We start from the raw sequence: 25154 nt of genomic DNA on the forward strand, positions 1-25154 counted from the left end.
CACCATGCCGCTGCACTTCACGCCCGAGGAACTGGCCGAGCGCCGTGCCGTCACTTGCGCCGGCCTGAAGGCGCGTGATCTCGCCGGACTGCTCATGTTCCGGCAGGAGAGCATGTACTATCTCACCGGCTACGACACCTTCGGCTATGTGTTCTTCCAGTGCCTCTATATCGGCGCGGACGGCACGCTGACGCTGCTGACCCGCGCGCCCGATGTGCGTGCGGCCGCCTACACCTCGATGCTGCAGGATGTGCGCATGTGGGTGGACGGGCCGACGGCGCAGCCGGCCCTCGAGCTGCGCGATATCCTCGCCGAGCACGGCCTCGCCGGTGCACGGCTCGGTGTCGAATGGGATGCCTACGGGCTGACGGCTGCCAATGGCCATCGCCTGTCGGCCGCGATGGACGGGTTCTGCGATCTCGTCGACGCCTCCGATCTCGTCACCCGCCAGCGCGCCGCCAAACGGCCGGCCGAGATCGCCTATGTCCGCAAGGCGGCGGAACTCGCCGATGCCGCGCTCAAAGCCGCCCTGCCTCTGATCAAGCCGCACGCCTGGGAAGGCGATATCCTCGCCGCGCTGCAATCGACGGTGCTGGCGGGAGACGGCGACTATTCCGGCAACGAGTTCATCATCGGGTCGGGGCCGGGGCAGAATCTCGGGCGCTACGTCTCCGGGCGGCGACGGCTGGAAGCCGACGACACCCTCGCCATCGAGTTCGCCGGCGTGTTCCGTCACTACCACTCGGCGCTGATGCGCACCTACCGGGTGGGCCGCCGTGACGAGCGCCTTTGCGAACTCCACGATGTCGGCCTCGCCGCATTGGAGGCCTGCCGGTGCACCATCCGCCCCGGTGCGAGCTTCGGGGATATCTTCGCGGCCTATACGGGTACCCTGGAGGCGGCCGGCTTCACCGGCATGGCCAACCGGCTGAACGCCTGCGGCTACGGGCTGGGCACCACCTTCTCGCCCAACTGGATGGACTGGCCGATGGTCTATCGCGCCAATCCCGCGCTCGTCGAAGAGGGCATGGTCATCTTCCTGCACATGGTCGTCACCGAGGGCGAACGGAACGTCGCGCCGGGCGAGACCTTCCTCGTGACGGCCGAGGGATGCGAGCGGCTCGGCCGGATGCCGATCACGCTCGATCCCCTGGCCGCCGCCTGAAGGGGGAACGGTTGCGCGCGAGACGCCTAGCCTTCGGCGCGATCGCCGTCCTTCGCGCTGGCGAAGTTCGGCGCGGCGGCGTGGGCGTGGCTCAGATGCCTTGCCATCAGTTCGGCCGCCCGGTCGCGATCGTCGTGCGCCAATGCATCGATGATCGCGAGGTGCTCCCGGCACCAGTCGCGCACGCGCCGGCGATTGGCATAGCCGCCGAATTCCAGCAGGCGACGCAGCCGGTTCTGCTGCTGCACCGCCTGCAGCACGAAGGCATTGCCACTGAAGCCGGCAATGGTTTCGTGGAAATGCTGGTCGGTCGCGAAGATCTGCCCGGCCCCCACCGAGGCGATGCGCGGATGCGCCTCGAGATAGAGGTGATCGAGACGCAGCCGCTCGAGCGCCGCGGGGTCGGCCCGGAAACTCGGCAGCAGCAGTCCCTGCGGCTCGACGATGCGGCGGAAATCGTAACTGCTCTGCAATGTCAGCCGGTTGTCGAGCGCGGGCAGGAAGGTCCAGCCGCGCCCGGCGTTGCGCTCCAGCAGCCCATCCTCGACGAGGCGGGAGAGCGTGCGCTGGAGCAGCGGCCGGTCAACCCCATAGCGCCGGCCTATATCGGCCTGGGTGAAGGAAGCCGGAAGCCGGTCGCCCAGCCGGTCCTCAACGATGACGCGGTAGAGGTCCTGATCGGCGGTCGAGGGCATGTCGAGGTTGAACCGGCTGAGCCGTTCCGGACCCGCGGCGAGAACGAATCCCTGGTGGCGGCGGGCTTCGACGATGCCGTGTTCGGCGAGCAGTTTGAGCGCGGCGCGTACCGGCGTGCGGGAGACCTGCAGAAGATCGCCCAGCGCCTGCTCACGCAGCCGATGGCCAGCCTCGAATCGTCCCTTCCGGACAATCTCGATTATCTGTTCGGCAAGTCGGAAATGGCTCGGGTGCGGAGAACGCGCCATCGGAAACCGGATTGTACGATTGATGACGAAACATACAGGGTAGTACGCCGCGATCGCAACCCGCCCCGCGTCCTATCCGACCGTCGCATCGCGCCGGCGATCCCTGCAGTTGCAGGGCGTCGGACGATAGACGGCTTGGCTGGCGCGTTTTTCATCCGGCGGAGATCAGCATTTGTGCAGCCGCGCAGGCGCCCCGCGCTTGACAGCCGCAGCTTACGACTTTGTATATATTCTTACCAACAGTACAATTTTGGCCTACGTGATGAGCGCGCCGCCGAAGCGCCGCCGATTCCACCGAGTGGATGATCCGATGCCGAACTCTCCCGCACTGGACGTCGCTCGCATGAAGCGCGAGCTGGCCGAACTCGTCGCGCTGCGGACCGAGAATCCGCCGGGCCGCGAGATCGAGGCCGCGCTTTACCTGCGCGACCGGCTGGCGCCACTCGGCTTTGCGATCACCATCGACGAGTACAAGCCCGGGCGGGCGAACGTAGAAGCGCGCCTTGCCAATGGGCCCGGTCCGGTCTTCGCCTTCAACACCCATATGGACGTGGTGCCGGCGGGAGAGGGCTGGAGTTCGGACCCCTTCGCGCTGCGCGAGGCGGACGGCCGGCTCTACGGGCGCGGTGCCTGCGATTGCAAGGGACCGCTTGCCGCCATGCTGGAAGCGGTGCGCCTGATGGCTGCCGATCGGGCCCAATGGTCCGGCACCCTCCTCGCCGTCTTCGTGGCGGATGAGGAAGTGGCCAGCGAAGGCGCCAGGCTCTACGCGTCGCGCAAGCCGGCCATCGATTTCGCCGTGGTCGGCGAGCCGACCTCGAACAGCGTCTATTCCGCGCACAAGGGCAGCCTACGCCCCTTGGTGCGCGTCCATGGCGTGCCGGCCCATTCCGGCTCACCCCATCTCGGCGAGAATGCCATCTTGCGCGCAGGGCAACTGCTCGGGCTCGTCGCGGAGGCTCATGAGACCGACGTCCGCCACCGCACCCACCCGCTGGTGGGCGGAGCAAGCCTTACCGTCACCCGTATCCAGGGCGGGCACGCCGACAACGTGCTGCCGGGCGCCTGCGACCTGCTGCTCGACCGGCGGCTGGTGCCGGGCGAGGACGAGGATGCGGTGAAGGCCGATATCGCGGCCCTGCTGGACCTCGCACATCGCCGGTTCGGGCTGCGCGCGGACATACTGGAGTGGAAGCCCACCACCGGCGGCGCCACCGAGACGGCAGCTGACCGTCCGGTCGTCCTGGCGAGTCTTGCGGCCTGCCGCGCGCACGGCATCGCCGCGCCCGGCCCGTTCGGCTTCCAGGGCGCGTGCGATCTCGTGCATTTCCGCTCGACCGGCGCGGAGGGCGTGGTGATCGGCCCCGGCTCGTTGTCGGTGGCGCACAAGGCCGACGAGTTCGTGCCGGTCGACGAGTTCGTCACCTCGGCCCTGATCTATCGCGACATCGCGCTCACCATGTTGGCAGGCTGAGCCATGCGCGTCTCGCTGCACCGGGCCGCGCTGACCTATAGCGACGGGCTCGTTCTCCATACGGCCTCGTCGGGGCGCATCGAGGGGCTCGATACGCTTTATCTCCGGCTCCGGGATGGCGCCATCGACGCGGTCGGCGAGGTGCGGCTCAACATCGCCTATCTCAACGGCCTTCCTGCCGAGACTGTGCTCGCCGAGGCGATCGAGACAGTCAACGGCATCGACTTCAGCGCCGATCCCACCGCCCTGCTGGCGTCCGCTCCCCCAACGCTGGCCGCCGCAAGTGCGCCGGTGCGCATGCTGGTCGACACCGCCCTGCATGACCTGCGCGCAAGGCGGCGCGGGCTGCCGCTCGCCGTGATGCTCGGCGCCCCCGCCGGCGCCGTTATCGCGCACGCGACCAATCAGACGCTGTTCGTTTCGCCGGACGAAACTTTTCTGGACCAGGCCGGGCACTATGTCGCGCGCGGCTTCCTCGACCTCAAGGTCCGGATCGGCGCGGAGGCCTTCGAGGGCGACCTGCGCCGCATCGCCCTGCTGCGCGAGCGCTTCGGCGACACCGTCAAGATCGCCGCCGACGCCAACGGCGCCTGGGCCGCGAGCGATGCCACGCGGCATCTGCGTTCCCTGGCCCGCTACGGCCTCAGTTATGTCGAGCAGCCGATCGCCCCGGGCGACTGGCCGGCGCTCGCCGCGCTCGCTCGTGAAACGCCGATACCGATCATGCTCGACGAAAGCGTGAGCGGCCTCGACGACGTCGACCGGATCGTCGATCTCGACACAGGCCTCATGGCGCATCTCAAGCTGGTAAAGCTCGGCGGCATCACGCCGACGCTCGAGGCGGCGGCGCGGCTCGCCGATGCCGGCGTTCCCTTCATGATCGGCCAGATGAACGAGGGCGGTCTCGCGACGAGCGCGGCGCTGCATGTCGCCTGCGTCACCCACCCGTGCTTTGCCGAGCTTTACGGTGCCGACGGCCTCGCCGACGACCCCGCCGCCGGCCTCGACTACGCGGCGGGTTTCGTTCGCGCCCCCCCGGCCCCGGGCCTCGGCTTGGCTTTCGATGCGTCCAGAACGCGTCTCATCAGGGAGTTTTCGTGAGATGACCGCCACCGCAGGTGTGATCCAGGGGCAGGAATCGGCTTTCCCGAAGTCCGAGTACGATGCCCGCGTCGAGAAGGCGCGCGCCGGCCTCGTACAGGCGGGCATCGACGTCATGATCGTCACCGGACCGGAGAACATCTTCTACCTCACCGGGCAGCAGACACCCGGCTACTACACCTTTCAGGCGCTGATCCTGCCGGTGGACGGCGATCCCGTGTTCGTGGTCCGCCAGCTCGAATATTTCAACTTCGTCGCCAACACCTTCATCAGCGATGCCGCCATCTACCAGGACACCGACGATCCCGTCCGGTTCCTCGTCGCCCTCATCGAGGCAAGGGGGCTCAAGAGCAGGCGGGTCGCCATCGACAAGCGCGGCTGGTTCCTGCCGATCGCCACCTATGAGGCGCTCGTCGCCGCGCTCGGGGCGGTGCACGATGCGGCCGGCGTGGTGGAGAAGCTGCGGGCCGTGAAGTCGCCGCTCGAGGTGGAAAAGCTCGTCATGGCCGCCGGCTATGTCGATGCCGGGATGCGGGCGGGCCTCGCCGCGGTACGGGTGGGGAACACCGAGAACGATATCGTCGCCGCGATGATGGGCGCGGCCATCGGCGCCGGCTCAGAATATATGGGCATGGAGCCGCTCGTTTCCTCCGGGCCCCGATCGGGAGTGCCGCACGGCACCTGGCGGCGGCGCGAACTGAGGATCGGCGACCCCGCCTTCCTCGAAATGGCCGCGGTGCATGACCGCTACCATGCCGCGCTGATGCGCCTCGTCTGGATCGGCACGCCGCCCACCGAAGCGCTCGACATGATGAAGGTCTGCCAGGAGGCGCTCTCCGTGTCGCTGGAGGCGATCCGGCCGGGAGTTCCCTGCGAGGTGCCGCACAACGCCTGCCAGAAGGTCATCGATGCCGCCGGCTACACCGACAATTTCCGCAAGCGCCTCGGCTACAGCGTCGGGATCTCCTTCGCACCGGACTGGGGCGAGGGAAGCATCCTCAGCCTCAACGCGGGCGTAAAGACGCTGCTCGAGCCGGGCATGGCCTTCCACCTGCCGCCGGCACTGCGAGTCTTCGGCCGCTTCACGGTGGGGGTCAGCGAGACCATCGTCGTCACCGAGACGGGCTGCCGCGTCCTCGGAACGCTCGACCGCGCCCTGCTCGAGGTCGCGGTGTAGGACGGCGTCGTCACGGTGCCGCCGGTCGATCGGACCGCGCGGCCGACGACGACGGGGCGTTCAGCTTGGGCGGCGCGATGCGCGCCGGCCGGACCGATAATCGCGCGGCGACAGCCCGAAGGCGTTGCGGAACTCGCGCGAGAAATGCGCAGCGTCCGAGAAGCCGCAGTCGAACGCAATCTCGGTGATCGAGCGCGGGCTGTTCTCCAGCATCCAACAGGCGTAGTGGGTGCGCAGCTGCCGCTGGAAGGCCGCCGGCGCTACCCCGAGGGCGGCATTGAACGCGCGCTCCAGCTGGCGACCCGAACAGCCGACATAGCGGGCGATGGCGTCCACCGAGGGCGGATCGTCGAGCCGCTGCTCCATGAAGTGCACCGCCTGATGCACCCGCGCATCCGCCACACCCCCGAGATCGGCGAGGAAGTGCGGCTGCGGCAGGGAGGGCGGCCGCATGCCCTGCAGCATCATGTGGCGCACCGCCTGGTTCGCCTTGGTCGCCCCGCAATGGCGGGTGACGAGATAGAGCCCGAGGTCGATGGCAGCGGTGGAGCCGGCGCAGGAGAGCAGATCGCCTTCGTCCACGAACAGCTTATCGGTCACCGCGTTCAGCGCGGGAAACCGCGACTGGAAAGCCTCCAGCACGTTCCAGTGGATGCACAGGGTGCGCTTTTCGGCGAGCCCGGCCTGGGCGATGGCGAAGGTGCCGGTGCACACGCCGATCAGACGTGCCCGGCACGCGGCAGCGCGGCGCAGATAGTCCAGCAGCGCGGGGGGCGGGTTCTCGTTGAGGTAGTCGTTGCCGCCGCACACCGCGACATAGTCGAACTGAGCCGGATCGAGCAGGGGCGCGCTGTCGGAGATGAGAACACCGCAGCTGGCGCGCCGCGGCGTGCCGTCGAGGCTCATCACCGTCCAGGAGGCATGGATCTGCCGGCTTCGCCCACCATGGTCGGCGGCGAGGCGCAGCGCGTCGATCAGCCCGCCAAAGGCTGCCAGCGTGAACTGATCGAGCAGCACGAAGCCCACACGCAGCGGTGACATCCGCCCGGCCACGGCCGGGAGGGTGGTGCCGTCATCGTGAGGGGCGATGTGTGGCGGCGGCTGCAGCATGTCGCTCATATCAAAGTTTCTGGCCCGATCCTGCAAGCCGCCGCTGCGTAAGGGAGCAAAGATGCGATCGCCTGCACATGAGGGGAGAAACAACATGGCACGCCTGCATGGTCTTGTTACGGCATCGGCGCTCGCGATCGCCGCCGCCGTCGCGCCGGCATCGGCACAGGACGCGCTGCACGTCGCCTGGTATGGCGGCAATTGGGGCGACGCGTTCAAGGCCTGCGTTGCCGACCCCTTCACCAAGGCTACCGGCGTCGCCGTCGTGCCGGAGGTCGGCACCTCCACCGTCACCCTGTCCAAGCTGCAGCAGCAGAAAGACGCCCCGACCCTCGACGTCGCCTGGATGGACGGCGGCGTGAGCGAGCTCGCGGAAGCGGCGGGCGTGCTGGAGCCGATCACCGAGGCCGGCGTGCCGAACCTCAGGGCGGCACTGCCGCAGGCGGTCTACAAGAACGCCAACGGCATCTATGCGGTGGGCACCGGCTATTATTCGCTCGGCCTCACCTACAGCACCAAGGAGATCAAGGCGGCGCCGACCTCCTGGAACGACCTGTGGAAGCCGGAATATGCCGACGCGGTGACCATTCCCTCGCCGGCCAACTCCTCCGGCGTGCCGTTCCTGTTCTTCCTGCACAAGATGCTGAATGCGCCGGCGGGCGACTTCGCCCCGGTGTTCGCCCGCATCAAGGAGCTGAAGCCGGCGCTATTCTTCGATTCGTCGGGGGCCGCCTCCAACGCTTTCCAGAGCGGCGAGGCGGTAATCGGCGCGCATTTCAACGTCGGCGCGTTCGACCTGATCGCCAAGGGCCTGCCGATCGGCTTCACGGTGCCGAAGGAGGGCGTGTGGGCGACCGATGCGCGGCTGCATCTGGTGAAGAACGCGCCGCGCAAGGAAATGGCGCAGAAGTTCATCGACACCGCGCTGACACCGGAGGCCTCGCAGTGCCTCGCCGAGAAGCTGTTCCTCGGCCCGTCGGTGAAGGGGGTGACCGTCTCCGCCGAGACCGCGCGCAAGCTGCCCTGGGGCGAGAAGGGTTCGGTGGAGAATCTCTACCTGCTGAACTGGACCGAGGTGAACGCCAAGCGCGCCGAGCTGGTCGACACCTGGAACCGCGAGATCGCCCGCAAGTGAGGCGCCTGCCCGCCCGGGCACTAAGCCGGGCGGGCCTTCCACCTGATCCGATGCCGAGCCTTCCCGCACGCGGTAGTGCTGATCCCCGCGACAGGTCCGCTCTGGCGTAATCTCGCTTCGCCGACATCGGACGGCCACCCTTCCGCGTGCCGTCCGCTCTCCAGCGAGGACATGATCCGTGCAGCCACTTCTCGCCATCGATGCCGTCTCCAAGCGCTTCGCCGGACATCGGGCGCTGCAGGAGGTCGGCCTGACCGTCGCTGCCGGGGAGTTCATCGCCCTGCTCGGGCCGAGCGGCTGCGGCAAGACCACGCTGCTGCGCTGCATTGCCGGCTTCCTCACCCCCGACGAGGGCCGCATCCGCATCGACGGCGAGGACATCACCCGCGCGCCGCCCTATCGCCGCCCGCTGAACACCGTGTTCCAGAGCTACGCGCTGTTCCCGCACATGAGCGTCGCCGACAACGTCGCCTATGGGCCGCGCCGCGCCGGGGCCGGCCGGGCGGAGGCGCAGGAGCGGGCCCGCGAGGCGCTGGAACTGGTCGGGCTCGCCGAGATGGGCGCCCGCCTGCCGCGCGAACTCTCCGGCGGCCAGCAGCAGCGCGTGGCCCTCGCCCGGGCCATCGTCAATCGCCCGAAGCTCCTGCTGCTCGACGAGCCGCTTTCCGCGCTCGACCTCAAGCTGCGCCGGCGCATGCAGATCGAACTGAAGCACATCCAGGAGAAACTCGGCATCGCTTTCATCTTCGTGACCCACGACCAGGAAGAGGCCATGGCAATGGCCGACCGGATCGTGGTCATGCACGCCGGCCGCATCGAGCAGACCGGCACGCCGGCCGAGATCTACCGCGCGCCGGCGACGCGCTTCGTCGCCGAGTTCGTGGGTGAGCCGAACCTGATCCCGCTCGCTCCCACGGCTCCAGGACGCGGGCGCCTCGCCGTGACCGGGGTCGAGCTCGACGTGCCGGCGAGTGCCCATTACGCGATGGTGCGGCCGGAGGATGTCGTGCTGGTCGAGGGGCCGGTGCCCGAAGGGATGGCCACCGCGGCGGGTGTCGTCGAGGAAGTTCTCGCCATCGGGCCGGTCACCACGCTGTTCCTACGCTGCGACGGCGTGGTGCTGAAGGTGGCCCGGCTGGGCATGGCCGCCGCCGACCTGCGCGCGGGCAGCACTGTGACCATCGGCCTGCGCCCCTCCGCGCTGCACCTGATCGCGGAGTAAGGCCGTGACCGCGCCGCGTATCACGCTCGCCTTGCTGCTGTTCGCGCCGCTGGCGTTCTTCGCCGCCTTCTTCCTGGCGCCGATGGCTGTGGTGGCAATCTCCAGCTTCACCAACGGTGCCGGCGGCCTCACGGCCGAGCACTACACGCGCATCCTGCTCGACCAGTATCACTGGGACGTGCTGTGGGTGACGTTCCGCATCGCCCTCGCCACCACCGCGATCTGCCTGCTGATCGGCTTTCCGCTGGCCTGGTACCTGGTGCGCATCGTGCGCTGGCGGGCATGGCGGCGGGCCTGCGTGATCCTGATCATCGTGCCGCTGTTCACCTCGAACATCGTGCGCTCGTTCGGCTGGATGGTGCTGCTCGGGCGCACCGGGCTGGTGAACCAGGGGCTGATGGGGCTCGGCCTCACCGAGCGGCCGATCCGCTTCCTCGGCACCGAGACCGGCATCCTGATCGGCATGGTCTACATCCTCATGCCTTTCGTCGTGCTCTCGGTCGGCAATGCGCTCGCCAAGATCGATACGGCCTATGAGGACGCCTCCGCCGATCTCGGCGTCGGGCCGGCGCGGACCTTCTGGTTCGTCACGCTGCCTCTGTGCCTGCCGGGCCTCGTCGCCGGGGCGATCATGGTGTTCGCGCTGGCGGTCAGCGCCTATGTGACGCCGGCGCTGCTCTCGGGCGGACAGATCACCGTGTTCTCCATGCTGATCTTCCAGCAATATTCCTCGGTGTTCGACTTCCACTACGGCGCGGCGCTCAGCGTCACGCTGCTGGTGCTGACGCTGGTCCTCGTCACCATCGCCGGCCGTATCGGCGACGCGGGCAGGAGGGCGGCATGATCGCGCGTTCCCTGATCCGCCTCATCGCTCTGGCCGCGCTCACCTATCTGGTGTTGCCGCTGGTGGTGATCATCGGCACCTCGCTGACGCAGACCAGCTACCTCGCCTTTCCGCCGCAGGGGCTGACCCTGAAATGGTTCGGCGCGCTGTTCGACGACCCCTCCTATGTCTCGGCCTTCGTCACCTCCACCGTGCTGGCGCTGGCGGCGACCCTGGTGGCGGTGCTGCTGGCGGTGCCGGCGAGCCTCGCTCTCGCGCGCTACGTCTTCGCCGGGCGCGAGGCGATCTCCGCGCTCCTGATGTCGCCTCTCGTGCTGCCCTATGTGGTGCTGGGCGCGGCGTTGCTGCAGTTCGGCAGCGCCATCGGTCTCGCGCGTTCCTTCGAGGCGCTGCTGGTCGGGCACGTGGTGATCGTCACGCCCTTCGTCCTGCGCTCGGTGCTGCCGCTGCTGACCCCCGAGCAACGGGCGCTGGAAGAGGCGTCGATGGACCTTGGCGCCCGACCGCTCACCACCTTCTTCCTGGTCGTGCTCCCGCAGATCCGCGGCGGCATCGTCTCGGGCGCGCTTCTCGCCTTCATCTCTTCCTGGATCAATGTCGAGCTGTCGATCTTCAACACGACGTCGGCGCTCAACACCATCCCGGTGAAGATGTTCAACTACGTGCAGTACACGATCGATCCGACCATCGCGGCGGTGTCCGCGATCACCATCGGCGCGGCTGCGCTCGTCATCATCCTTCTCGATCTGCTGATGGGGCTCGACATGTTGTCCGAGCGCCACCGGTCCTGATTTCCAACGGAGCCTTCGCCATGCGCAAGCAGGACAGTTTCGACGTCATCTACACCCATACCGAGGGCGAACCGCTCTGCATCATCCATAGCGGCATCCCCTATCCGGCGGGCTCCTCGATCCTCGAGAAGCGCGCCTTCCTCGAGGCGAATTACGACTGGGTGCGCACCGCGCTGATGCGCGAGCCGCGCGGGCACCGCGACATGTTCGGCGTGTTCCTCACCCCGCCGTCCTCGCCCGACTACGACGCCGGCCTCATTTACATCGACGGCACGCAGTACTCGCACATGTGCGGGCATGGCACGATCGCCGTCGCCATGGCGATGGTCGCTCATGGTTTCGTGCGGCGCTCCGACGACGGCATCACCCGGATCCGCTTCGAGACCACCGCCGGCCTCGTCCAGGCCGAGGTCGCCACCGACGGCGATCAGGTGCTGTGGACCCGCTTCGAGAACGTGCCGGCCTATGTGGCGGCGCAGGACATCGCCTTCGACCTGCCGGGCGTCGGCGCGCTGAAGGCCGACATCGTCTGGGGCGGCAATTATTTCGGCATCATCGACCTGCGCGGCACCTCGCTGAAGATCGGCGCCGAGAACGGCTCGGAGCTGTCGCGCCTCGGCATCCTCGCCCGCGAGGCGATCCGCGAGAAGGTGAAGATCCAGCACCCGACCGCCGGCCACATCAACAACTTCAACTTCGTCACCTTCTGGCACGAGCCGACTATTCCCGGCGCGCTCTACAAGAACGTGCATGTGTTCAGCGCCGGCCAACTCGACCGCTCGCCCGGCGGCACCGGAACCAGCGCGATGATGGCGATGTTCGAGGCGCGCGGCGTGATCGGGCTGCACCAGAAGATCACCTCCGAGGGGTTGCTCGGCACCGGCACCTTCGAGGGCGAGCTGATCGGCGAGACGAAGCTCAACGACGTGCGCGCGGTACGCCCGACGGTAAAGGGAACGGCGGGACTGCTCGGCACGGCACGCTGGCTGATCGACCGCCAGGATCCCGTCGGCGCCGGCTTCCTCGTCGCGTGAGGCTGAACGGCGGGAGCGGAACTGGGCGCTCGGCATCGATGGATCTTGGATCGACGCCCTGCGCGGTGCCGATCCCGTCCACCCTTAGCCGCGGCTCCGGCTCGGCGCACATGCGCCTGCTGCTGGCGGCACCCTACGAATCCCCGGCGTGCAGCGCGGCGACCCGTTCGCGCAGGCGCGGCACCGTCCAGTCGAGGAAGCTGCGAAGCTTCAGCGGCAGGAGACCGGCCGGCGCGTAGATGAGGCTTACCGGGAGCGGCTCGGGCGCGAACTCGGTCAGCAGGACCGCCAACTGGCCGGAACGCAGTTCGTCCGACACCTGGTAGGAGAGGACACGGATGATCCCGAGCCCGGCGAGAGCCGCCCGAATGGCGGCTTCCGTCGTGTTGACGGCGAGTTTCGGGCGAGGCTCGACGGCGAAGGCTGCGCTGTCACGCCGATAACGCCATTCCGGGGCTGTGGCGAAGCCCTGAAAACTGATGCCGTCATGCCCGGCGAGATCGTCCGGCCGGCGGGGGGCACCTCGGCGGGCGAGATAATCCGGGCTCGCACAGATCACCCGGCGCACCGTGCCGACGCGCGCCGCGATCAGCGCGCTGTCCTCCAGATGTCCGATCCGCAGCGCCACGTCGATGTGCTCGTCCATCAGGCTGACCTGCCGATCCGCCAGGGTGAGCCGCATGTCGATTGCGGGATGCTGCTTGAGGAAATCGAGAGCAATAGGCAGGACGTGGCGTTCGCCGAAAGCGACCGGGGCGGTTACATGCAGCCCTCCGCGCAAGGCGCCGTAATCGCCGGCGGCCCGTCGCTCCGCCGCTTCGAGTTCCTCCAGGATGCGCCGCGACGCCGCGACGAAACCGCGCCCCTCCTCCGTCAGGGCGAGGCCGCGGCTGGTGCGCAGGACGAGCCTGGCGCCCAGGTGCTTCTCCAGTTCGGCGACCTTTCGGCTGACCGTTGCCAGCGGCGCGCGCAACCGCCGTGCCCCGGCTGAAAGACTGCCCGCCTCGACAACCGCCAGCAGGACCGACATCGCCTCGAAACGGTCCACCGCACCCTTCCGATTTTCGGGAAGCCATCTCTCGAAACCGCAGGATACTCCACGAAATCTGGGCAGCCTAGCTTTGCGTCATGTCGGGCCAAGAGGATGGGCTCTGCAGTCTCCTGTGAACAGAGAGGACGCCATGGTGCATATGTCCCGTCGATCCTTCGCCGGCGGTCTTCCCCTTGGCCTTATCGGCGGTGGGCTTCTCGCCGGAGGGCTCACACCTGCCGTCGCTGCGACGCCGGGCGCTCCGGCTGCGCCCGCGTCGCCCAACCCCGTCACACCGCTGGCGCAAATCCGCATCGGCCGCTTCACCGTGACGGCGCTGACCGACGGCTATGCCGACATGCCCTATGGTTATTTTCCGGGCCGCTCACCGGCCGAGGTCGAGCAGGCAGCCGCCGCACAGTTCACCGCCCGGCCGAGCGGGGTGCGTTTCCTGTTCAACCAGTATCTTATCGACGACGGCGATCGCCGCATCCTGATCGATACCGGCGCGGCCGGTTCGATCGGACAGACTGGCGCGCTGCCGCAGGCGCTCGCTGCGCTCGGGGTGCCGCGCGATCGTATCGATGCGGTGATCGTCACCCATATGCACCAGGACCACATGGGTGGGCTGGTCCTCGGCGGCACCAACAACTATCCGAACGCGGAAATCTACATCGACCGGCGTGACGTCACCTACTGGACGGACCCGGCCAAGCGCAATGGGGCTCCGGACTATCTCCAGACCAGCTTCCGCATGGCGGATGAGGTCGTGCGCCTGTACCCCAAGCTGCAGGCCATCGACGGCGAGCGCGAGATCGTGCCGGGCGTCTCGATCGTCGACCTGACCGGGCACACGCCCGGCCATATCGGGGTACGGGTCGCGGATGCGGGGCGGAGCCTCATCATGGTCTCCGACATGGTCTTTCCGGTCGTGCATCCCGGGGCGACCGATGTCTTCTTCCTGTTCGAGCAGGACCGCGCGGCGGCCCAGTCGATGCGCGACCGCTTCTTCCCCCGCGCCGCTTCGGAAGGCGCCCTGATCGCCGCGACCCACATGCCGTTCCCGGGTCTCGGCCGGATCGTCAATGATCGCGGTGAGATGCGCTGGCAGGTGGCGGACTGGGCCTTGCAGGACTGAACGCAGGTGGCGCGCACGTCGCGCCCCCGGTGCCGGGTGGAGCCGACATGAGCTACCGATATCTCGACATCGCCACGACCCCTTCGGTTGCCGCCGCGCAGGAACATTACGGCAGCGCGGCGCATTGGGCGCGGATGGGGGTGCACGGCAACGTCGATCCTGCCGTGCCAAGCCAGCCCCTCGGCGCGCCGGAAAGAGCCTTCATCGCCGAGCGGGATGGCTTCTATATCGCCAGCGTCTCCGAGACGGGCTGGCCGTATGTGCAGTATCGCGGCGGCCCGCCGGGCTTCCTGCGGGCCGTCGACGACACGACGCTGGGTTTCGCCGATTTGCGCGGAAACCGGCAATACATAACCACCGGCAATGTGCGGGCCAATGACCGCGTTTCGCTGTTCCTGATGGATTATGCGCACCGGCAGCGCCTGAAGATCTTCGGCCGCATGCGCATTCTGGATGTGGCTGACGATCCGGCGCTGGGGGAGAGACTGGCGGTGCCCGGCTATCCCGGCCGCGTGGAGCGCCTCGTCCTCATCGAGGTCGCGGCGTTCGACTGGAACTGCCCCCAGCACATCACGCCGCGCTTCACGCAGGCGGAACTGGATGTCGCGCTCATCCCCGTGCGTGAGGAACTTGCAACCCTGCGGCGCGAAAACGAGCGTCTGCGCAAGGAGTTGGCGTCCACTCACCAACGCTGATGAGCGGTAATGTGATCGGCGCACGGCGGTGAGCTTCCGGATATCCGCGATCCCGTACGAGAGAACATGCCGAGCCCGGAGATGGCATGCCCGCCACCGTCCCGGCGCTTTGATGTTCGGCACGCCTTGTGCTCCGGAGCGGCGGCACTACATGGCTCGCGAGCCGCAAATGGCCGTCAGAGGTAGTCATGCCGTCGCGTTTCGTCCGTTTTGACCCCGATACCGTCCAAATCCTCGACAAATGCCTCGCCCGCGCTCTTGAAATCGCTTTGGAACTTGACCCGGAGGGGCGCGAGAACGAAAGCCGTTTTGCGGCGGCGCTCATCGAGGCCATGACGCTGGGCGAAACCGACGAAGCCGCATTGGTCGACTTCGCGCTGCAGGTCCTGCCGGCCTATCGTGAGAGCCCGCTCGACTGGCGCCGGGAGAACGCAGCCTCGCGCGCCCTGAACCCGCGCCCGTCATGACGCCGCCGCGGCGAATTCATAATATCTTTTCAACAAGATAACGCGCATGGCTGGGGCGGGAGGAGCCTCGGATTCTCAGCCAACAGTCGTTTATTCGTAACGATTTCATTGCCTTGGTGTAGCCGATGGGTGTATTTGGTGGGTGTATTTTCGACCCCCAGCCGACCCACTGGAGCCGCGCATGCGCTACGACAAGATGCACCTTGAGCAACATCGGCGGCAGTGGCGCGTGCGCATTGCGGTCCCCAAGGATCTCCGCGAGACCATCGGCAAGCCGCATATGGTCGTCTCGCTGGGCACGGAGAGCCTATCCGAGGCCGCCCGCTTGAAGCATGCGGTTATCGCGCGCATCAGGCAGACGTTTGAGGAGACGCGGAAGGGCAAGGCCAAGTCTGGCGGCACCCTTATGGACGAGGCCATTCGCTGGAAAACCAGTGAAGTCGTTTGGGATGGACCGGAGGAGGAGGTGGAGGCCCTCAAGCGGGAACTGATCTATGACCGTGCGGAGCTTATCGAGGAGACGCACGGGAAAGCCGCCGCCGCCGAGTTCGGAGCGGTGGCGACTGGCAGCGCGACGCCCTTCCTGCCGTTGGTGGACAAGTGGCTGGACGAACGCATCAGCATGAAGCCACGGCAAAAGCACGATTACCGGCGCGCCATCACCAAGTTCGCCGCATACTGCCCAACGATAGAGGGGGCCACCCGCCGCAAGGTCGGGCAGTACGTTGCGGAGCATTTCGTAGAGAAGGGCATCCACCCCCGTACGATCAACAAGGATGTGTCCTGTCTGTCCTCGTTCTGGCGGTGGCTGGAAAGGCGCGGTTATGTGGAAGGCGACAACCCGTGGCGAGGCCAAGGCGTCAATGATCGCGACCTAGAAGCCGCAACCATCTCCAAGCGCCCCTTCACGAACGACGAGGTATTCACCTTGGTGGCCGGTAGCGAGCCCGGCACGATGCTGGGAGACGCCGTTCGTATCGCGGCCCTTTCCGGCATGCGGGTGTCCGAGATTGCCAAACTGCGGGTGAAGGACACTGCGGACGGTCTCTTCCACGTGCTCGACGCAAAGACCAAGGCGGGTAACCGCGTGGTGCCAGTGCATCCCGCGCTCACATCCATCGTGGCCACCCGGACAGCGGGCAAGGAGCCCGAGGAGCGGCTTTTCAGCGAGCTACCGGTGATCAAGGAGGGGAGTGCCATTGAGCCGGGGCAGGCCATCACGAAGCACTTCGGGCGCCTGAGGACGAAGCTCAAGGTGGACGAGAAGGTTGCCGGCGCGCGCCAGAGCAATATCGACTTCCATTCCTTTCGTCGGTGGTTCGTCACCAAGGCTGAGATGGCAGGCCAACCGCCGCACATCATCTCCAGCGTGGTTGGCCATGCCCGACAGGGAATGACGCTCGGAACCTATTCGGGCGGCCCGAGCGTGGAACAGTTGCGCGCCTGCGTGGAGGCGGTCACCCTTCCCAAGGAGAAAGAAAAGAAGGGTGGCAGTCCGGGCACATGAACGGCTGCTCCCCTATGCTTTGCTGGCCTGCCGCGACGGCCTGCCCCTCACGTACGCCCAAGACGCCTCCTGCCGGGCCTCCTCAAGCGCCGCCTCAAGGAACGTTTGCGCTACCAGAAGGGCGCGGATGGTCGCCGTCAGGTCGCCCCCGCAGGCGGCAATGGCGGCTTCCACATCGTCCTCGCCTATCTTGGCACGAGGCTCCTCGGGGGTCGCTTCAGGGTTCGGGACAGGTACTGACTCGGCGTTCATGGCGTCCTCCATCGGTCAGGCTGGAGAGTGATGCCATGAGAACGAAATAAGAACAACTAGGCAGCGGGAAGCGTGATCGGCTCCACGAGGTCCGGCCCCTCATTGGCCGGCGAGTTCACCCGCGTGGAGACTGGCCACATGGCGAGGTCATCGGGGCCGTAGGGACGCAAAAGGCTCGCCACATCATCGCTCTCCAGCCACCGCGCCACGTCTGCCTCCTCCAGAATGACCGGCATCCGGTCGTGCAGTGGCGCCATGAACGGCGATGCGTCGCATGTGAGGATGGTGAAGGTGCGGAGCCATTCGCCGCTCTGGGGGTCTCTCCAGCCTTCCCAAAGGCCAGCCAGAGCCAGCGGCTTTCCGTCCTTCCGGGCGATCATGAAGGGCTGCTTCTGCTTCCCCTCGCGGCGCCATTCATAGAACCCATCCACCGGCACGATGCATCGTCGCCGGGCCTTCCATGCGCCCCGGAAGGCCGGCGTGGTGGCGACCGTCTCGGCACGGGCGTTGATGGTCTTCCACGCAATCTTGAGGTCGCTCGACCACACCGGCACGAGACCCCAGCGGAGGGCGCCAAGCTCCGCACGGGCGGTCTCGGGGTTCCGGCGGATGACGAGAATGTCCTGAGAGGGCGCCCCGTTGCACCGAGGGGGCAAGTTGGGGATGCGGGTGTCCCGTGTGTCGAGCCCGAAGCGCTCGGCGTAGGTGAGCGGGCCTTGGTGTTGGATGATGCGTCCGCACATGGGGCACCGTGAAGGGGACTTGCAAAAGCGCCGAATCTGGCGAGCCACTCAATACGCGCGGAGCCGCACCGCTGGATACTTCTGCTGCCACGTTTCGATGAGGAAAAGCGCCGCCGCGCTCGCGGAATGAATGGCGAGACGCGCTATTCGCGAGTCGATGACTCGTTTATGCCCTTTCTCTCTCCCGTGAGCGTCACCCCCGTGAGTTCTCAGAGCCCCGATGCCTTGAATTACCGAATTGAGACCACCAAGGATAGACCGTACGTCATTTGCGATATTGTCGGGCACCCCCGACTTGCCGGGCGACAGCCCCAGCGGCTCGCGTACGGCTCGGTATAGACCTTGGATATCCTTCTGCTCGGGTAGCGGGAGTTCGAGTTCGACGAGTATCGAACGACAGACGCTTTCGAGTACGGAGCAAGCGGAGGTCACGGCGTCTTCGGGGTCGCTCTCCGCGCTGCTTAGGGCGCGCTCAAGATCGTGGCTGACAGTGTCGAAATCGATCAGGGTGATGGTGGCAGAGAGAGCATCGATCACACTTGGCGATTTTCCCACCACACCGAGGCGCACTTGGCCACCTCGCCGATGGAGCTCAAGACCATCGTACCTTAGGCGAGCGTTCAAATAGTCGATGACTGCGGATAACTTTTCCGGCTGGTCGAGAAAATCTCTCGGGTCTGCGGCCCGCTCAATAATCATCTTCAGTGTGTCTTGGTCGCCGAGCGAATTGGTGCGCTCAAGTGCCGCGATTAGTGCCGGGAGGCGCGAGCCATTTCCTACTGACATACTGACATTGCAGCCCCGCATGAAACTCTCCAATTTTGGGCCAGAACGATAAACGCCGATAGGCGGCGCGTTATCGTTACCCGATCCGCCGGAGATAATTTGCGCGAGAGCTTCGAGGGTGCTAGGTGCCAGTTGGATATGCATGGAAGGCGGCTTAGTCCTTTTCATTTTCCTGCGTGTTGTAGTCACGGGTAATGTACCTCGACAAACGCAAGGGTCCACAACACGCGCCAATGAAGACCACGCCGATTTCTCTGCGAGGGGACGCCCTCACTCCCGGCCCATCTTCTCTACCCTTTCCCTCGCCTTCCGACGCTGCTTCGACTGGACGTTCTGATATCGGCTGGCAAGTTGCTGGGTAATGTCGAGAATGGCCGCGATGTCCTCCTGAGCGAGCCTCGGGAAATGGTCGGTGAGCCAGCAAACGGCTTCCTGAGGTGGCATGTTGTGCCGTGACCGGGACCGCTGGAAATCCTCCAAGGCGGTCTTTGCTTCCATCACCCCGGAGCGAGTGCCCCGGTCAGCGACACGCGAGACCGCTTCCGACCATCTCGCCCGGAGCCATTCCTGCCCGGCCGGGCTGATGACATCGAAGGGTGGGACCCCCCGCTTCATTGGGTCGATACGCTTGGCGAGCCCCTCGCGTACTGCCCAACGGCTTGCACAGTGGCGCTGGTGGGCACCGCCACCCTCGACCCCGACGAAGTCGAGATGACGGAGGATGGAGCGGACACGCCGGGGGCCGACCCCCATCATCTCCCCGAACTCGGTCACCGTGACCCAATCCCCGAGGCTGATGGTCGTGAGTTCGCCGGTGCGGCGGTCGAGAACTTCTTCAGTGTAGAGCAAGGCATGGGCCTCCAGTCCCGCGCACGCGACATGGGCGGGCGGGTTCAGCCGTGACGGCGATGGATGGAAGGGGAAGGTGAAGCGGACCTAGGTGGCCCTTGCGGCGGACCTAAAGGGGATAGACGCCTCCTCGCACGTCCACGCACGAATAACCCGGAGGGCTCGCCGCGATGGCCGGGCAGGAGCGCCTCGGGGTCGGCACCGTGGGGCCTATAGTGGGGTGTTTGCGGAGTCTGCGATGGCCGTGAAGCGGCCGGAGCTTTCTATAGTGAGGGCATAGCAGCCCGCATCGGCGAGAGCGCCAGCGAGCCCCTAAGACTCGCCAGCGCCTCCCGTCGTCACTCCTTCCAAGGAAGCCCTTCCGGGGGCACCTCGGGGACCGCCTTCGCCGTCTTCGGGCGGACGCCGTTCTCCATGACATCCACCATCCATGGGCTGAAGCTCTTCACCTTCTTCGCAGCGGCACCGGCCACAAGCTGGTCCAGCCCCGCGCGGGTGAGGAACGCGGCCTTGTCGAAGGTCGGCACCAGCTTCCGCCCGGAGGTGTCGAAATCCTCGCGATGAAGGAGGATGCGGTTCTCATGGGCCACCTTGAGGCCATTGAGGACGTGGGTGGTGTAGGTCTTCACCTGATAGCCGATGGCCTCCACCACATCCCGCGCCATCAGGAGGCGGCCGTGGACGGGATGCCGGGTGCCTCGGATGGGTGTGCCGAAGAAGTCGAGGCGGAACAGAACGGGGGACGTGAGGGCGCGCGTAGGGGTGGCATCGGTCATGATGCAGGGTCTCCGGGTTGGGCTGGATGGGAAGAGCGAAGAATGCCTATGCCGACGCTATGCGGCGCTCTTCACGTGTATGAGTATGTCCTGCGCAGCCGGCGCTGAAGTGAGAAAAAAACCGGTTGCAGGTTTGGCGGTACTACTCGGGTTCGCGGTATCGAACGTTCTTGCTCGTCCAATCCTTTTCGTCTTCGGCGGACGGCAGTGTAAAGTCGCCGAAGAAGCGGGTGACGTCGCCAACAATACCGGTCTCGTTCAGTCTGTCCCCCAACTCCGCCAGCGTAAATTTAGCCGGGTCAATCTCCCGCTCTCGGTGGTCGACCAACGTTACTCCCTCCAGCCGCGCAAACCGAGAAAACGGCATTCGGAAATCTCCGCACCGTCGCTTCTCTCCCTTGCTCACCGTTCGATGCGTCTCAGGAGTGATGAGGACGGCGGGGCACAGCCATGCGAACTTCAAGCGCTCGACCGGCGCCGCCCAGTTCTCCCCGTCAATTGCCATTTCCACCAGCGACTTGAGTTGATGAACGGGAATGAGGTGATCGAACGCCGTCAATTGCGCCGGTCGAGTGCCCGGAAGCAACCCACGCTCTTTGAAGAGCGGGCTTCTCTTCTGAAACCAAGGGAGAACTCCCTGCCCACGGATCAGTCGATCAATAAGATTTCTCTTCTCGCGCCTAATTGCCCGCTCAAACAACGGATGTTCAACGCGGATATTATTAAGCGCCTTCCATTCGGATTGCAGCCGCAACGAGAGCCATTCATCCATCCACGCACTTGCGTCAATCCCGTGCCAAAGGCGTGCCCTCCAGCCCTCGCTTACCGGCGTGGCCATGATCAACATCTCCGGTTGCGTTGGGCGGTGTGGACGAGGAAGGTAGTTGGACACACCTAATTGCTGACGGCAACTTAGCCACCAACCTTGCTAGTTCGGCGCCCGCGTCCCCTGAGGTATGCCCTAGCGGTCATCTCTGAGAGCACTGGAAGGAACGTCCGCAAGGGTTGACATCGTATCAGCGTACATATTATCTGCGGACATCATCCTAACCGACACCCGGAGTGGTCGATGTCCACCGTCCTCTATGCTCGCGTCTCCACCGCCGACCAGACGCTTGCCCACCAGCGAACGCAGGCGGAAGCGGCCGGCTACACCTTCGACATGGTGATTGCAGATGACGGCGTGTCGGGCGTCTCCGTGCCCCTCGGGGAGCGCCCCGAGGGCCGCCGTCTGTTCGATGTGCTCCGCTCCGGGGACACGCTGGTGGTACGCTGGGTGGACCGGCTCGGGCGGAACTACGCCGATGTGACCGAGACCATCCGGGAGTTCATGCGCCGGGGCGTGGTGGTGCGGACCATCATCAACGCCATGACCTTCGACGGGGCCACCAAGGACCCCGTGCAGATGGCCGTGAGGGACGCGCTGATAGGCTTCATGGCGGCCACGGCCCAAGCGCAGGCAGAGGCGACCAAGGAGGCGCAGAAGGCGGGCATTGCGCACGCGAGGGAGACCGAGGGGGCCTCGAAGTACCGAGGCCGGAAGCCGACCTTCACGCGGGACCAGTTCGCCACGGTGCGGCAGATGCTAGGTCAGGGGACTGGCGTCAGCGAGGTCTCCAAGCTCACCGGCCTCACCCGGCAGACGGTCTATCGGATCAAGGATGATCCGGCCGGGCAGGCGAAGGCGCTGGAGGCGTGGGGAGCCTGAGCGCTCCCTTGCCCTCTCTCTATATGGACCTTGGTCCACCTATAAGAGGCATAAGCCGAGGGCGCTTCACGGGTCCCGCAGCACCCGCCACGCCTCACCGCCGAACGTCATGTGCTCCGGCGCGGGCGGTCCTTCGGGCGGTCGTTTCAGCCATTCCGCGAGATACTCCGCGAGGGCCGCGTTCTCCACTGCCGTGAGGCCCGGCCGGGGCTTCTTCCTGCCCTTCCTCCACGCCCTGCGGAACTGGCGACGCACGGCGATATAGCCGCCATCGTGCTCGGCTGAACGGCGCCGCCAGTCAGCCACGGTGTCAGCTACTTCGGCCTCCACCACCAGCCTCGCCTCCTCGCGGGTGAGGCCATCGCCGGGACCATTGATGCGCAACAGGCGGTCATAGTCCGTTGCCTCGTGGCGGATGGAACTCGTGACCAGCACCCCGGCAATCTCCCCGAGCCGCCCATAATGGCCTCGCTCCCGAGCCCGCCGCACGAGCCGCCTGCGCCATCGGTGCGGGCAACCGGGATACATGGCGGCGATGTAGACGCTGAGTTGCCGAAGGAAGCGCTCGCGCTCCTCCGGCGTCGGCTCGATGCGGAAGAACCATTGCGACGTGCGGCGCTTGGCGGGCACCGGGGAGGGAGCGGAGGGCTCCGGTTCGGGGTTGGTGAGCGGGTCGCTCTCGGTGTCTTGGGGCGATGCCATGTCGCCCGCACGATAGGGCCAGGAACAGGCACGGAGGAAGGGTCTCAGGGCGAGTCAGAGTGACTCATGGGTGGCCGATAGTGGTGGGCAGGCAGGAATGTAGCGGCGGCAGTGAGCGCCCGTCTCTCGGCTCCCTGAGGGCAGTGTGAGGATGCTCTGCCGTGTCCCCGCGCTCCTTCCGAAGACGCCCGCGACTTCCCTAGCCGCGCGCCCGTCTGAGGAAAGCCGCGCGTCACCCGCCCGAGCCATTCCGTGGGCGGCCATGGGGGGGGTCCGCGCGTTTCTCTCTATTTCAGATGGGCGGACAGATTTTCGGGAAAAATCATCCGGGTTCGTCCCCAAGGCAGCGCTTTCACACCGCCTTCGGGTCTCTTTCATCAGCCTTCTACCGCTCAGCGTCGGCTTCCGCCCCGGCTCCAGAGGTCGTCCTGCGACTTCTTCAGCCGTTCGGCCTTAACCTCGGGGCTCTGCTCGCGGATGATGCGGTCCCGCTCGGCCGCCTCGAACTCCTCCCGCGCGCCCCTGAGGGAGAACGACAGGGCGTTGCGGGCGTCCTCCTCCATGACCATGACCGGCGAGCCATCCTTCCGCCAGATAGACCAAGCCCCCTGCTGCCCGTCCCCCGAGGCACGCACGGTGAGGTCCTTGGCGTCGAGGCCATAGGTCGCCCCGTAGGTGCGCGCCCACTGCTTCAGCTTCCACGTCGCCATGTCCTTGAAGTTCGGCGGCGTGGTCCGGTCATTGGTCGGAACCGGGGTGCCGTTGATCACGGTGTGAACATCCCGGACACGGCTCACGGCCATCTCCAGTGCCTCCTCAGGCGGTTTACCGAGGCGCACATAGAACTCGCCCCACCGTTCCATCTTCCGCGCCACGTCGTCGGTGACCGTCACGGCCCCGATGCCGTTACCGGAGACACCGGGAAGCCACCATGAGGACGGCGACATCCACTCCCACGTCCCCGCCCGCAGCTTGGCGAGCCCCTCACGCAGCTTCAGAAAGTCCTGCCGAAGGCTTTGCGGTATCTCCTGCGGGTTCGCCGTGTCGGTGAACCGCACCGCCGCCGCGAGGGACCCGGCTTCGTCGTAGCCCATGTCCTGCCGGGCCACCCGATACGCCTCATAGAAGAACTGCTCGCTCTCCCCGACGTGCTTCGCGAGAAGGCGCGGGTTGCGGGCGTAGAGTGTCTCGTAGAGGGCGATGCCGGACTTCAGCGCCGGAGGGACCTGACCTTTCTCGAGCGCCTCGTGGGTGGCCGCTGAAGGCCCCGCCTTGAGCACCGAGGTCCACTGAGGGTCCACCAGTCCGTTCTTGTTCAGGGCACCGATGCGGTAGTCCATGGCAGCGCCGGGGTTGCCCTGCTCGGCCATCGCCTCGGCCTTCTTGCGGATGGCCTCAACGCCCGCCTTCTGCTGCTCGTCGGCGCTCACCATCTTCGCCCCGCCGCTCTCCGTGCGGACCTCGACGGGGGTCATAAAGGCGAGCGTCCCGTTCTCGGCGGCCATCTCCACCCGGCCATCCACCATCGCTTGATCGCGGTCGGCATTGGCCTTGTTCTGGAGCCGAAGCTGCTCTGTCTGGTGCTGGCGCGTCACCGCCTGAGCGCGGTTGATGATGGTCTGAGAGGACGTGACGCTGTCCGCCTTGGCCGCGATGGAGCCGACACCGCCCCGCGTGTCGTTCAGGAAGTGCTCAATGTACGCCTCGGAGCCGGGCGTCTCGGCCAGCCTCCGGGTGACCCCGAGAAGGGCCGTATCGAGTTCCTGAGGGGACAGGTTCAGGGTGGACTTGAAGCCCGCATACTGCCCCCGGATGGCGGCCTGAAGCTCCTGCGGGGACTTCCCCTCGGAGATGCCGGCGGTCAGTGCCGCGAACCACGTATCCCCCACCATGTTCAGGGCGTTGCCCTTGACCTGCTGGACCTTGTAGGAGGTCGCATCGGCCTTGAGCTTGCCGCTGAACTTGTTGATGAAGGCCCCGTAGGCGTTCTTGGCGTCGGGGTCTTGGATGTTGGCGAGGTCTTCCTTGGCGGCGTTCGCGATGAACGCGCCGAAGTCCCCATTGTCGCGGTCGAACTCGCCGCTATCCCACGCCGCCTGAAGTTTCCCGAGGCGGCCGATGGCGAGTTGCTGAGCGGCCAGCTTCGAGTAAGCCTTCTGCCCCGCCCCCGTGACCGTGGGGGGCGCCGTGCCGGCCCGAACATGGGCCTGAAGCTCCTCCTCGGTGGACTGAGCGACCGCCGCCTGAGCGCTCTCCTGCTGCTTCCTCTCGACGTTCTGGAACGCCTGAGACAGGACCGGGGAGAAGTCGCGGAGAGCGGACGCGAGGTCGAGGAGGTCGGCTCCGGCGTAAGGGTCCTCCTGCGGCCGGACGTAGGTGTTCACCGGAGCCGCCTGAGGGGCGAGGGAGCGAGCCTCGGGGATTTCAGAAGCCACCCGGCGGGGAGCCCGAGAGCGGACTGAGGGGCTGGTGAGGCGGTCCTCGGTGATCGGCGCGAGGCCGGG

25 protein-coding genes are annotated in these 25154 nt (G+C 66.5%); 14 read left to right on the forward strand and 11 right to left on the reverse strand.

The window, feature by feature from the left end; translation table 11 throughout:
* The first annotated feature begins 4 nt into the window (after positions 1-4).
* Positions 5-1165 (forward strand): M24 family metallopeptidase, encoded by a 1161-nt coding sequence (locus ACEUEL_RS17350; RefSeq protein WP_405707865.1) that lies wholly within the window; start codon positions 5-7, stop codon positions 1163-1165.
* Between the two features lie 26 nt (positions 1166-1191).
* On the opposite strand, the gene ACEUEL_RS17355 is transcribed toward ACEUEL_RS17350, so the two are convergent.
* Complete coding sequence (locus ACEUEL_RS17355) at positions 1192-2109, reverse strand: GntR family transcriptional regulator (RefSeq protein ID WP_405707867.1); 918 nt, start codon at positions 2107-2109, stop codon at positions 1192-1194.
* A 310-nt stretch (positions 2110-2419) separates the two neighbouring features.
* Between ACEUEL_RS17355 and ACEUEL_RS17360 the strand changes: the two genes are divergently transcribed.
* The 3 genes from ACEUEL_RS17360 to ACEUEL_RS17370 are packed head-to-tail and all read left to right on the forward strand — an operon-like array spanning position 2420 to position 5861.
* Complete coding sequence (locus tag ACEUEL_RS17360; protein ID WP_405707869.1) at positions 2420-3583, forward strand: M20 family metallopeptidase; 1164 nt, start codon at positions 2420-2422, stop codon at positions 3581-3583.
* 3 nt (positions 3584-3586) lie between these two features.
* On the forward strand, positions 3587-4684 hold the full coding sequence (locus tag ACEUEL_RS17365; RefSeq protein ID WP_405707871.1) for a mandelate racemase/muconate lactonizing enzyme family protein: 1098 nt from the start codon (positions 3587-3589) through the stop codon (positions 4682-4684).
* 1 nt (position 4685) lies between these two features.
* Entirely contained in the window at positions 4686-5861 is a 1176-nt protein-coding gene (locus ACEUEL_RS17370; protein ID WP_405707872.1) for a M24 family metallopeptidase, read from the forward strand.
* A 60-nt stretch (positions 5862-5921) separates the two neighbouring features.
* Here ACEUEL_RS17370 and ACEUEL_RS17375 read toward each other — a convergent pair whose 3' ends face one another.
* Positions 5922-6980 carry a GlxA family transcriptional regulator gene (locus ACEUEL_RS17375; protein WP_405707874.1) on the reverse strand — a complete coding sequence of 353 codons (1059 nt, stop codon included), beginning with the start codon at positions 6978-6980 and terminating at the stop codon, positions 5922-5924.
* Positions 6981-7065: 85 nt separating this feature from the next.
* Between ACEUEL_RS17375 and ACEUEL_RS17380 the strand changes: the two genes are divergently transcribed.
* The 5 genes from ACEUEL_RS17380 to ACEUEL_RS17400 all read left to right on the forward strand — a co-directional run bounded on the left by ACEUEL_RS17380 (position 7066) and on the right by ACEUEL_RS17400 (position 11997).
* Positions 7066-8106, forward strand: coding sequence for an ABC transporter substrate-binding protein (locus ACEUEL_RS17380; RefSeq protein WP_405707876.1), 1041 nt, complete (start codon positions 7066-7068; stop codon positions 8104-8106).
* A 178-nt stretch (positions 8107-8284) separates the two neighbouring features.
* On the forward strand, positions 8285-9328 hold the full coding sequence (locus tag ACEUEL_RS17385; RefSeq protein WP_405707878.1) for an ABC transporter ATP-binding protein: 1044 nt from the start codon (positions 8285-8287) through the stop codon (positions 9326-9328).
* A 4-nt stretch (positions 9329-9332) separates the two neighbouring features.
* A complete protein-coding gene (locus tag ACEUEL_RS17390; protein ID WP_405707880.1) occupies positions 9333-10172 on the forward strand; it encodes an ABC transporter permease in 840 nt (279 codons plus the stop codon).
* Entirely contained in the window at positions 10169-10963 is a 795-nt protein-coding gene (locus ACEUEL_RS17395; RefSeq protein ID WP_405707882.1) for an ABC transporter permease, read from the forward strand. Before ACEUEL_RS17390 ends, ACEUEL_RS17395 begins: the two co-directional genes overlap by 4 nt.
* Before the next feature lie 20 nt (positions 10964-10983).
* Positions 10984-11997 carry a proline racemase family protein gene (locus ACEUEL_RS17400; protein WP_405707884.1) on the forward strand — a complete coding sequence of 338 codons (1014 nt, stop codon included), beginning with the start codon at positions 10984-10986 and terminating at the stop codon, positions 11995-11997.
* Between the two features lie 133 nt (positions 11998-12130).
* Here ACEUEL_RS17400 and ACEUEL_RS17405 read toward each other — a convergent pair whose 3' ends face one another.
* Positions 12131-13045, reverse strand: a complete 915-nt coding sequence (locus tag ACEUEL_RS17405; RefSeq protein ID WP_405707885.1) for a LysR family transcriptional regulator — start codon at positions 13043-13045, stop codon at positions 12131-12133.
* Positions 13046-13178: 133 nt separating this feature from the next.
* Here ACEUEL_RS17405 and ACEUEL_RS17410 point away from each other — a divergent pair, with 133 nt between their 5' ends.
* From ACEUEL_RS17410 to ACEUEL_RS17425, 4 genes are all read left to right on the forward strand, one after another.
* Entirely contained in the window at positions 13179-14165 is a 987-nt protein-coding gene (locus ACEUEL_RS17410) for an MBL fold metallo-hydrolase (RefSeq protein ID WP_405708440.1), read from the forward strand.
* A gap of 47 nt (positions 14166-14212) precedes the next feature.
* Positions 14213-14860, forward strand: a complete 648-nt coding sequence (locus ACEUEL_RS17415; protein ID WP_405707887.1) for a pyridoxamine 5'-phosphate oxidase family protein — start codon at positions 14213-14215, stop codon at positions 14858-14860.
* 188 nt (positions 14861-15048) lie between these two features.
* Positions 15049-15327, forward strand: a complete 279-nt coding sequence (locus ACEUEL_RS17420) for a hypothetical protein (protein ID WP_405707889.1) — start codon at positions 15049-15051, stop codon at positions 15325-15327.
* 181 nt (positions 15328-15508) lie between these two features.
* Positions 15509-16834, forward strand: coding sequence for a DUF6538 domain-containing protein (locus tag ACEUEL_RS17425; protein ID WP_405707891.1), 1326 nt, complete (start codon positions 15509-15511; stop codon positions 16832-16834).
* Positions 16835-16846: 12 nt separating this feature from the next.
* Here the strand turns inward: ACEUEL_RS17425 and ACEUEL_RS17430 are convergent, their stop codons facing one another.
* The 6 genes from ACEUEL_RS17430 to ACEUEL_RS17455 form a co-directional block, all read right to left on the reverse strand.
* Positions 16847-17086, reverse strand: a complete 240-nt coding sequence (locus tag ACEUEL_RS17430) for a CUE domain-containing protein (protein ID WP_405707892.1) — start codon at positions 17084-17086, stop codon at positions 16847-16849.
* A gap of 56 nt (positions 17087-17142) precedes the next feature.
* Positions 17143-17829, reverse strand: a complete 687-nt coding sequence (locus tag ACEUEL_RS17435) for an SOS response-associated peptidase (protein ID WP_405707894.1) — start codon at positions 17827-17829, stop codon at positions 17143-17145.
* Between the two features lie 48 nt (positions 17830-17877).
* Entirely contained in the window at positions 17878-18759 is an 882-nt protein-coding gene (locus ACEUEL_RS17440; RefSeq protein ID WP_405707896.1) for an abortive infection family protein, read from the reverse strand.
* 126 nt (positions 18760-18885) lie between these two features.
* On the reverse strand, positions 18886-19464 hold the full coding sequence (locus ACEUEL_RS17445) for a hypothetical protein (protein WP_405707898.1): 579 nt from the start codon (positions 19462-19464) through the stop codon (positions 18886-18888).
* Positions 19465-19802: 338 nt separating this feature from the next.
* Positions 19803-20240, reverse strand: a complete 438-nt coding sequence (locus ACEUEL_RS17450) for a hypothetical protein (protein ID WP_405707899.1) — start codon at positions 20238-20240, stop codon at positions 19803-19805.
* Positions 20241-20382: 142 nt separating this feature from the next.
* Complete coding sequence (locus ACEUEL_RS17455) at positions 20383-21078, reverse strand: hypothetical protein (protein WP_405707901.1); 696 nt, start codon at positions 21076-21078, stop codon at positions 20383-20385.
* 231 nt (positions 21079-21309) lie between these two features.
* On the opposite strand from ACEUEL_RS17455, the gene ACEUEL_RS17460 reads away from it, so the two are divergent.
* Entirely contained in the window at positions 21310-21948 is a 639-nt protein-coding gene (locus tag ACEUEL_RS17460; protein WP_405707903.1) for a recombinase family protein, read from the forward strand.
* A 66-nt stretch (positions 21949-22014) separates the two neighbouring features.
* On the opposite strand, the gene ACEUEL_RS17465 is transcribed toward ACEUEL_RS17460, so the two are convergent.
* On the reverse strand, positions 22015-22650 hold the full coding sequence (locus ACEUEL_RS17465) for a DUF2293 domain-containing protein (protein WP_405707904.1): 636 nt from the start codon (positions 22648-22650) through the stop codon (positions 22015-22017).
* A gap of 392 nt (positions 22651-23042) precedes the next feature.
* Entirely contained in the window at positions 23043-25034 is a 1992-nt protein-coding gene (locus ACEUEL_RS17470; protein ID WP_405707905.1) for a hypothetical protein, read from the reverse strand.
* Positions 25035-25154 lie beyond the last annotated feature (120 nt).

Origin of the sequence: Ancylobacter terrae, assembly GCF_045108345.1 — a bacterium.
GTDB lineage: Bacteria > Pseudomonadota > Alphaproteobacteria > Rhizobiales > Xanthobacteraceae > Ancylobacter.

Coding starts and splice junctions, on each gene's coding strand:
- ACEUEL_RS17450 (WP_405707899.1), bottom strand. CDS start 20,240: ATGACCGATGCCACCCCTACGCGCGCCCTCACGTCCCCCGTTCTGTTC.
- ACEUEL_RS17435 (WP_405707894.1), bottom strand. CDS start 17,829: ATGTGCGGACGCATCATCCAACACCAAGGCCCGCTCACCTACGCCGAG.
- ACEUEL_RS17420 (WP_405707889.1), top strand. CDS start 15,049: ATGCCGTCGCGTTTCGTCCGTTTTGACCCCGATACCGTCCAAATCCTC.
- ACEUEL_RS17455 (WP_405707901.1), bottom strand. CDS start 21,078: ATGGCCACGCCGGTAAGCGAGGGCTGGAGGGCACGCCTTTGGCACGGG.
- ACEUEL_RS17375 (WP_405707874.1), bottom strand. CDS start 6,980: ATGAGCGACATGCTGCAGCCGCCGCCACACATCGCCCCTCACGATGAC.
- ACEUEL_RS17360 (WP_405707869.1), top strand. CDS start 2,420: ATGCCGAACTCTCCCGCACTGGACGTCGCTCGCATGAAGCGCGAGCTG.
- ACEUEL_RS17430 (WP_405707892.1), bottom strand. CDS start 17,086: ATGAACGCCGAGTCAGTACCTGTCCCGAACCCTGAAGCGACCCCCGAG.
- ACEUEL_RS17370 (WP_405707872.1), top strand. CDS start 4,686: ATGACCGCCACCGCAGGTGTGATCCAGGGGCAGGAATCGGCTTTCCCG.
- ACEUEL_RS17410 (WP_405708440.1), top strand. CDS start 13,179: ATGGTGCATATGTCCCGTCGATCCTTCGCCGGCGGTCTTCCCCTTGGC.
- ACEUEL_RS17380 (WP_405707876.1), top strand. CDS start 7,066: ATGGCACGCCTGCATGGTCTTGTTACGGCATCGGCGCTCGCGATCGCC.
- ACEUEL_RS17400 (WP_405707884.1), top strand. CDS start 10,984: ATGCGCAAGCAGGACAGTTTCGACGTCATCTACACCCATACCGAGGGC.
- ACEUEL_RS17415 (WP_405707887.1), top strand. CDS start 14,213: ATGAGCTACCGATATCTCGACATCGCCACGACCCCTTCGGTTGCCGCC.
- ACEUEL_RS17395 (WP_405707882.1), top strand. CDS start 10,169: ATGATCGCGCGTTCCCTGATCCGCCTCATCGCTCTGGCCGCGCTCACC.
- ACEUEL_RS17465 (WP_405707904.1), bottom strand. CDS start 22,650: ATGGCATCGCCCCAAGACACCGAGAGCGACCCGCTCACCAACCCCGAA.
- ACEUEL_RS17440 (WP_405707896.1), bottom strand. CDS start 18,759: ATGCATATCCAACTGGCACCTAGCACCCTCGAAGCTCTCGCGCAAATT.
- ACEUEL_RS17460 (WP_405707903.1), top strand. CDS start 21,310: ATGTCCACCGTCCTCTATGCTCGCGTCTCCACCGCCGACCAGACGCTT.
- ACEUEL_RS17365 (WP_405707871.1), top strand. CDS start 3,587: ATGCGCGTCTCGCTGCACCGGGCCGCGCTGACCTATAGCGACGGGCTC.
- ACEUEL_RS17425 (WP_405707891.1), top strand. CDS start 15,509: ATGCGCTACGACAAGATGCACCTTGAGCAACATCGGCGGCAGTGGCGC.
- ACEUEL_RS17355 (WP_405707867.1), bottom strand. CDS start 2,109: ATGGCGCGTTCTCCGCACCCGAGCCATTTCCGACTTGCCGAACAGATA.
- ACEUEL_RS17350 (WP_405707865.1), top strand. CDS start 5: ATGCCGCTGCACTTCACGCCCGAGGAACTGGCCGAGCGCCGTGCCGTC.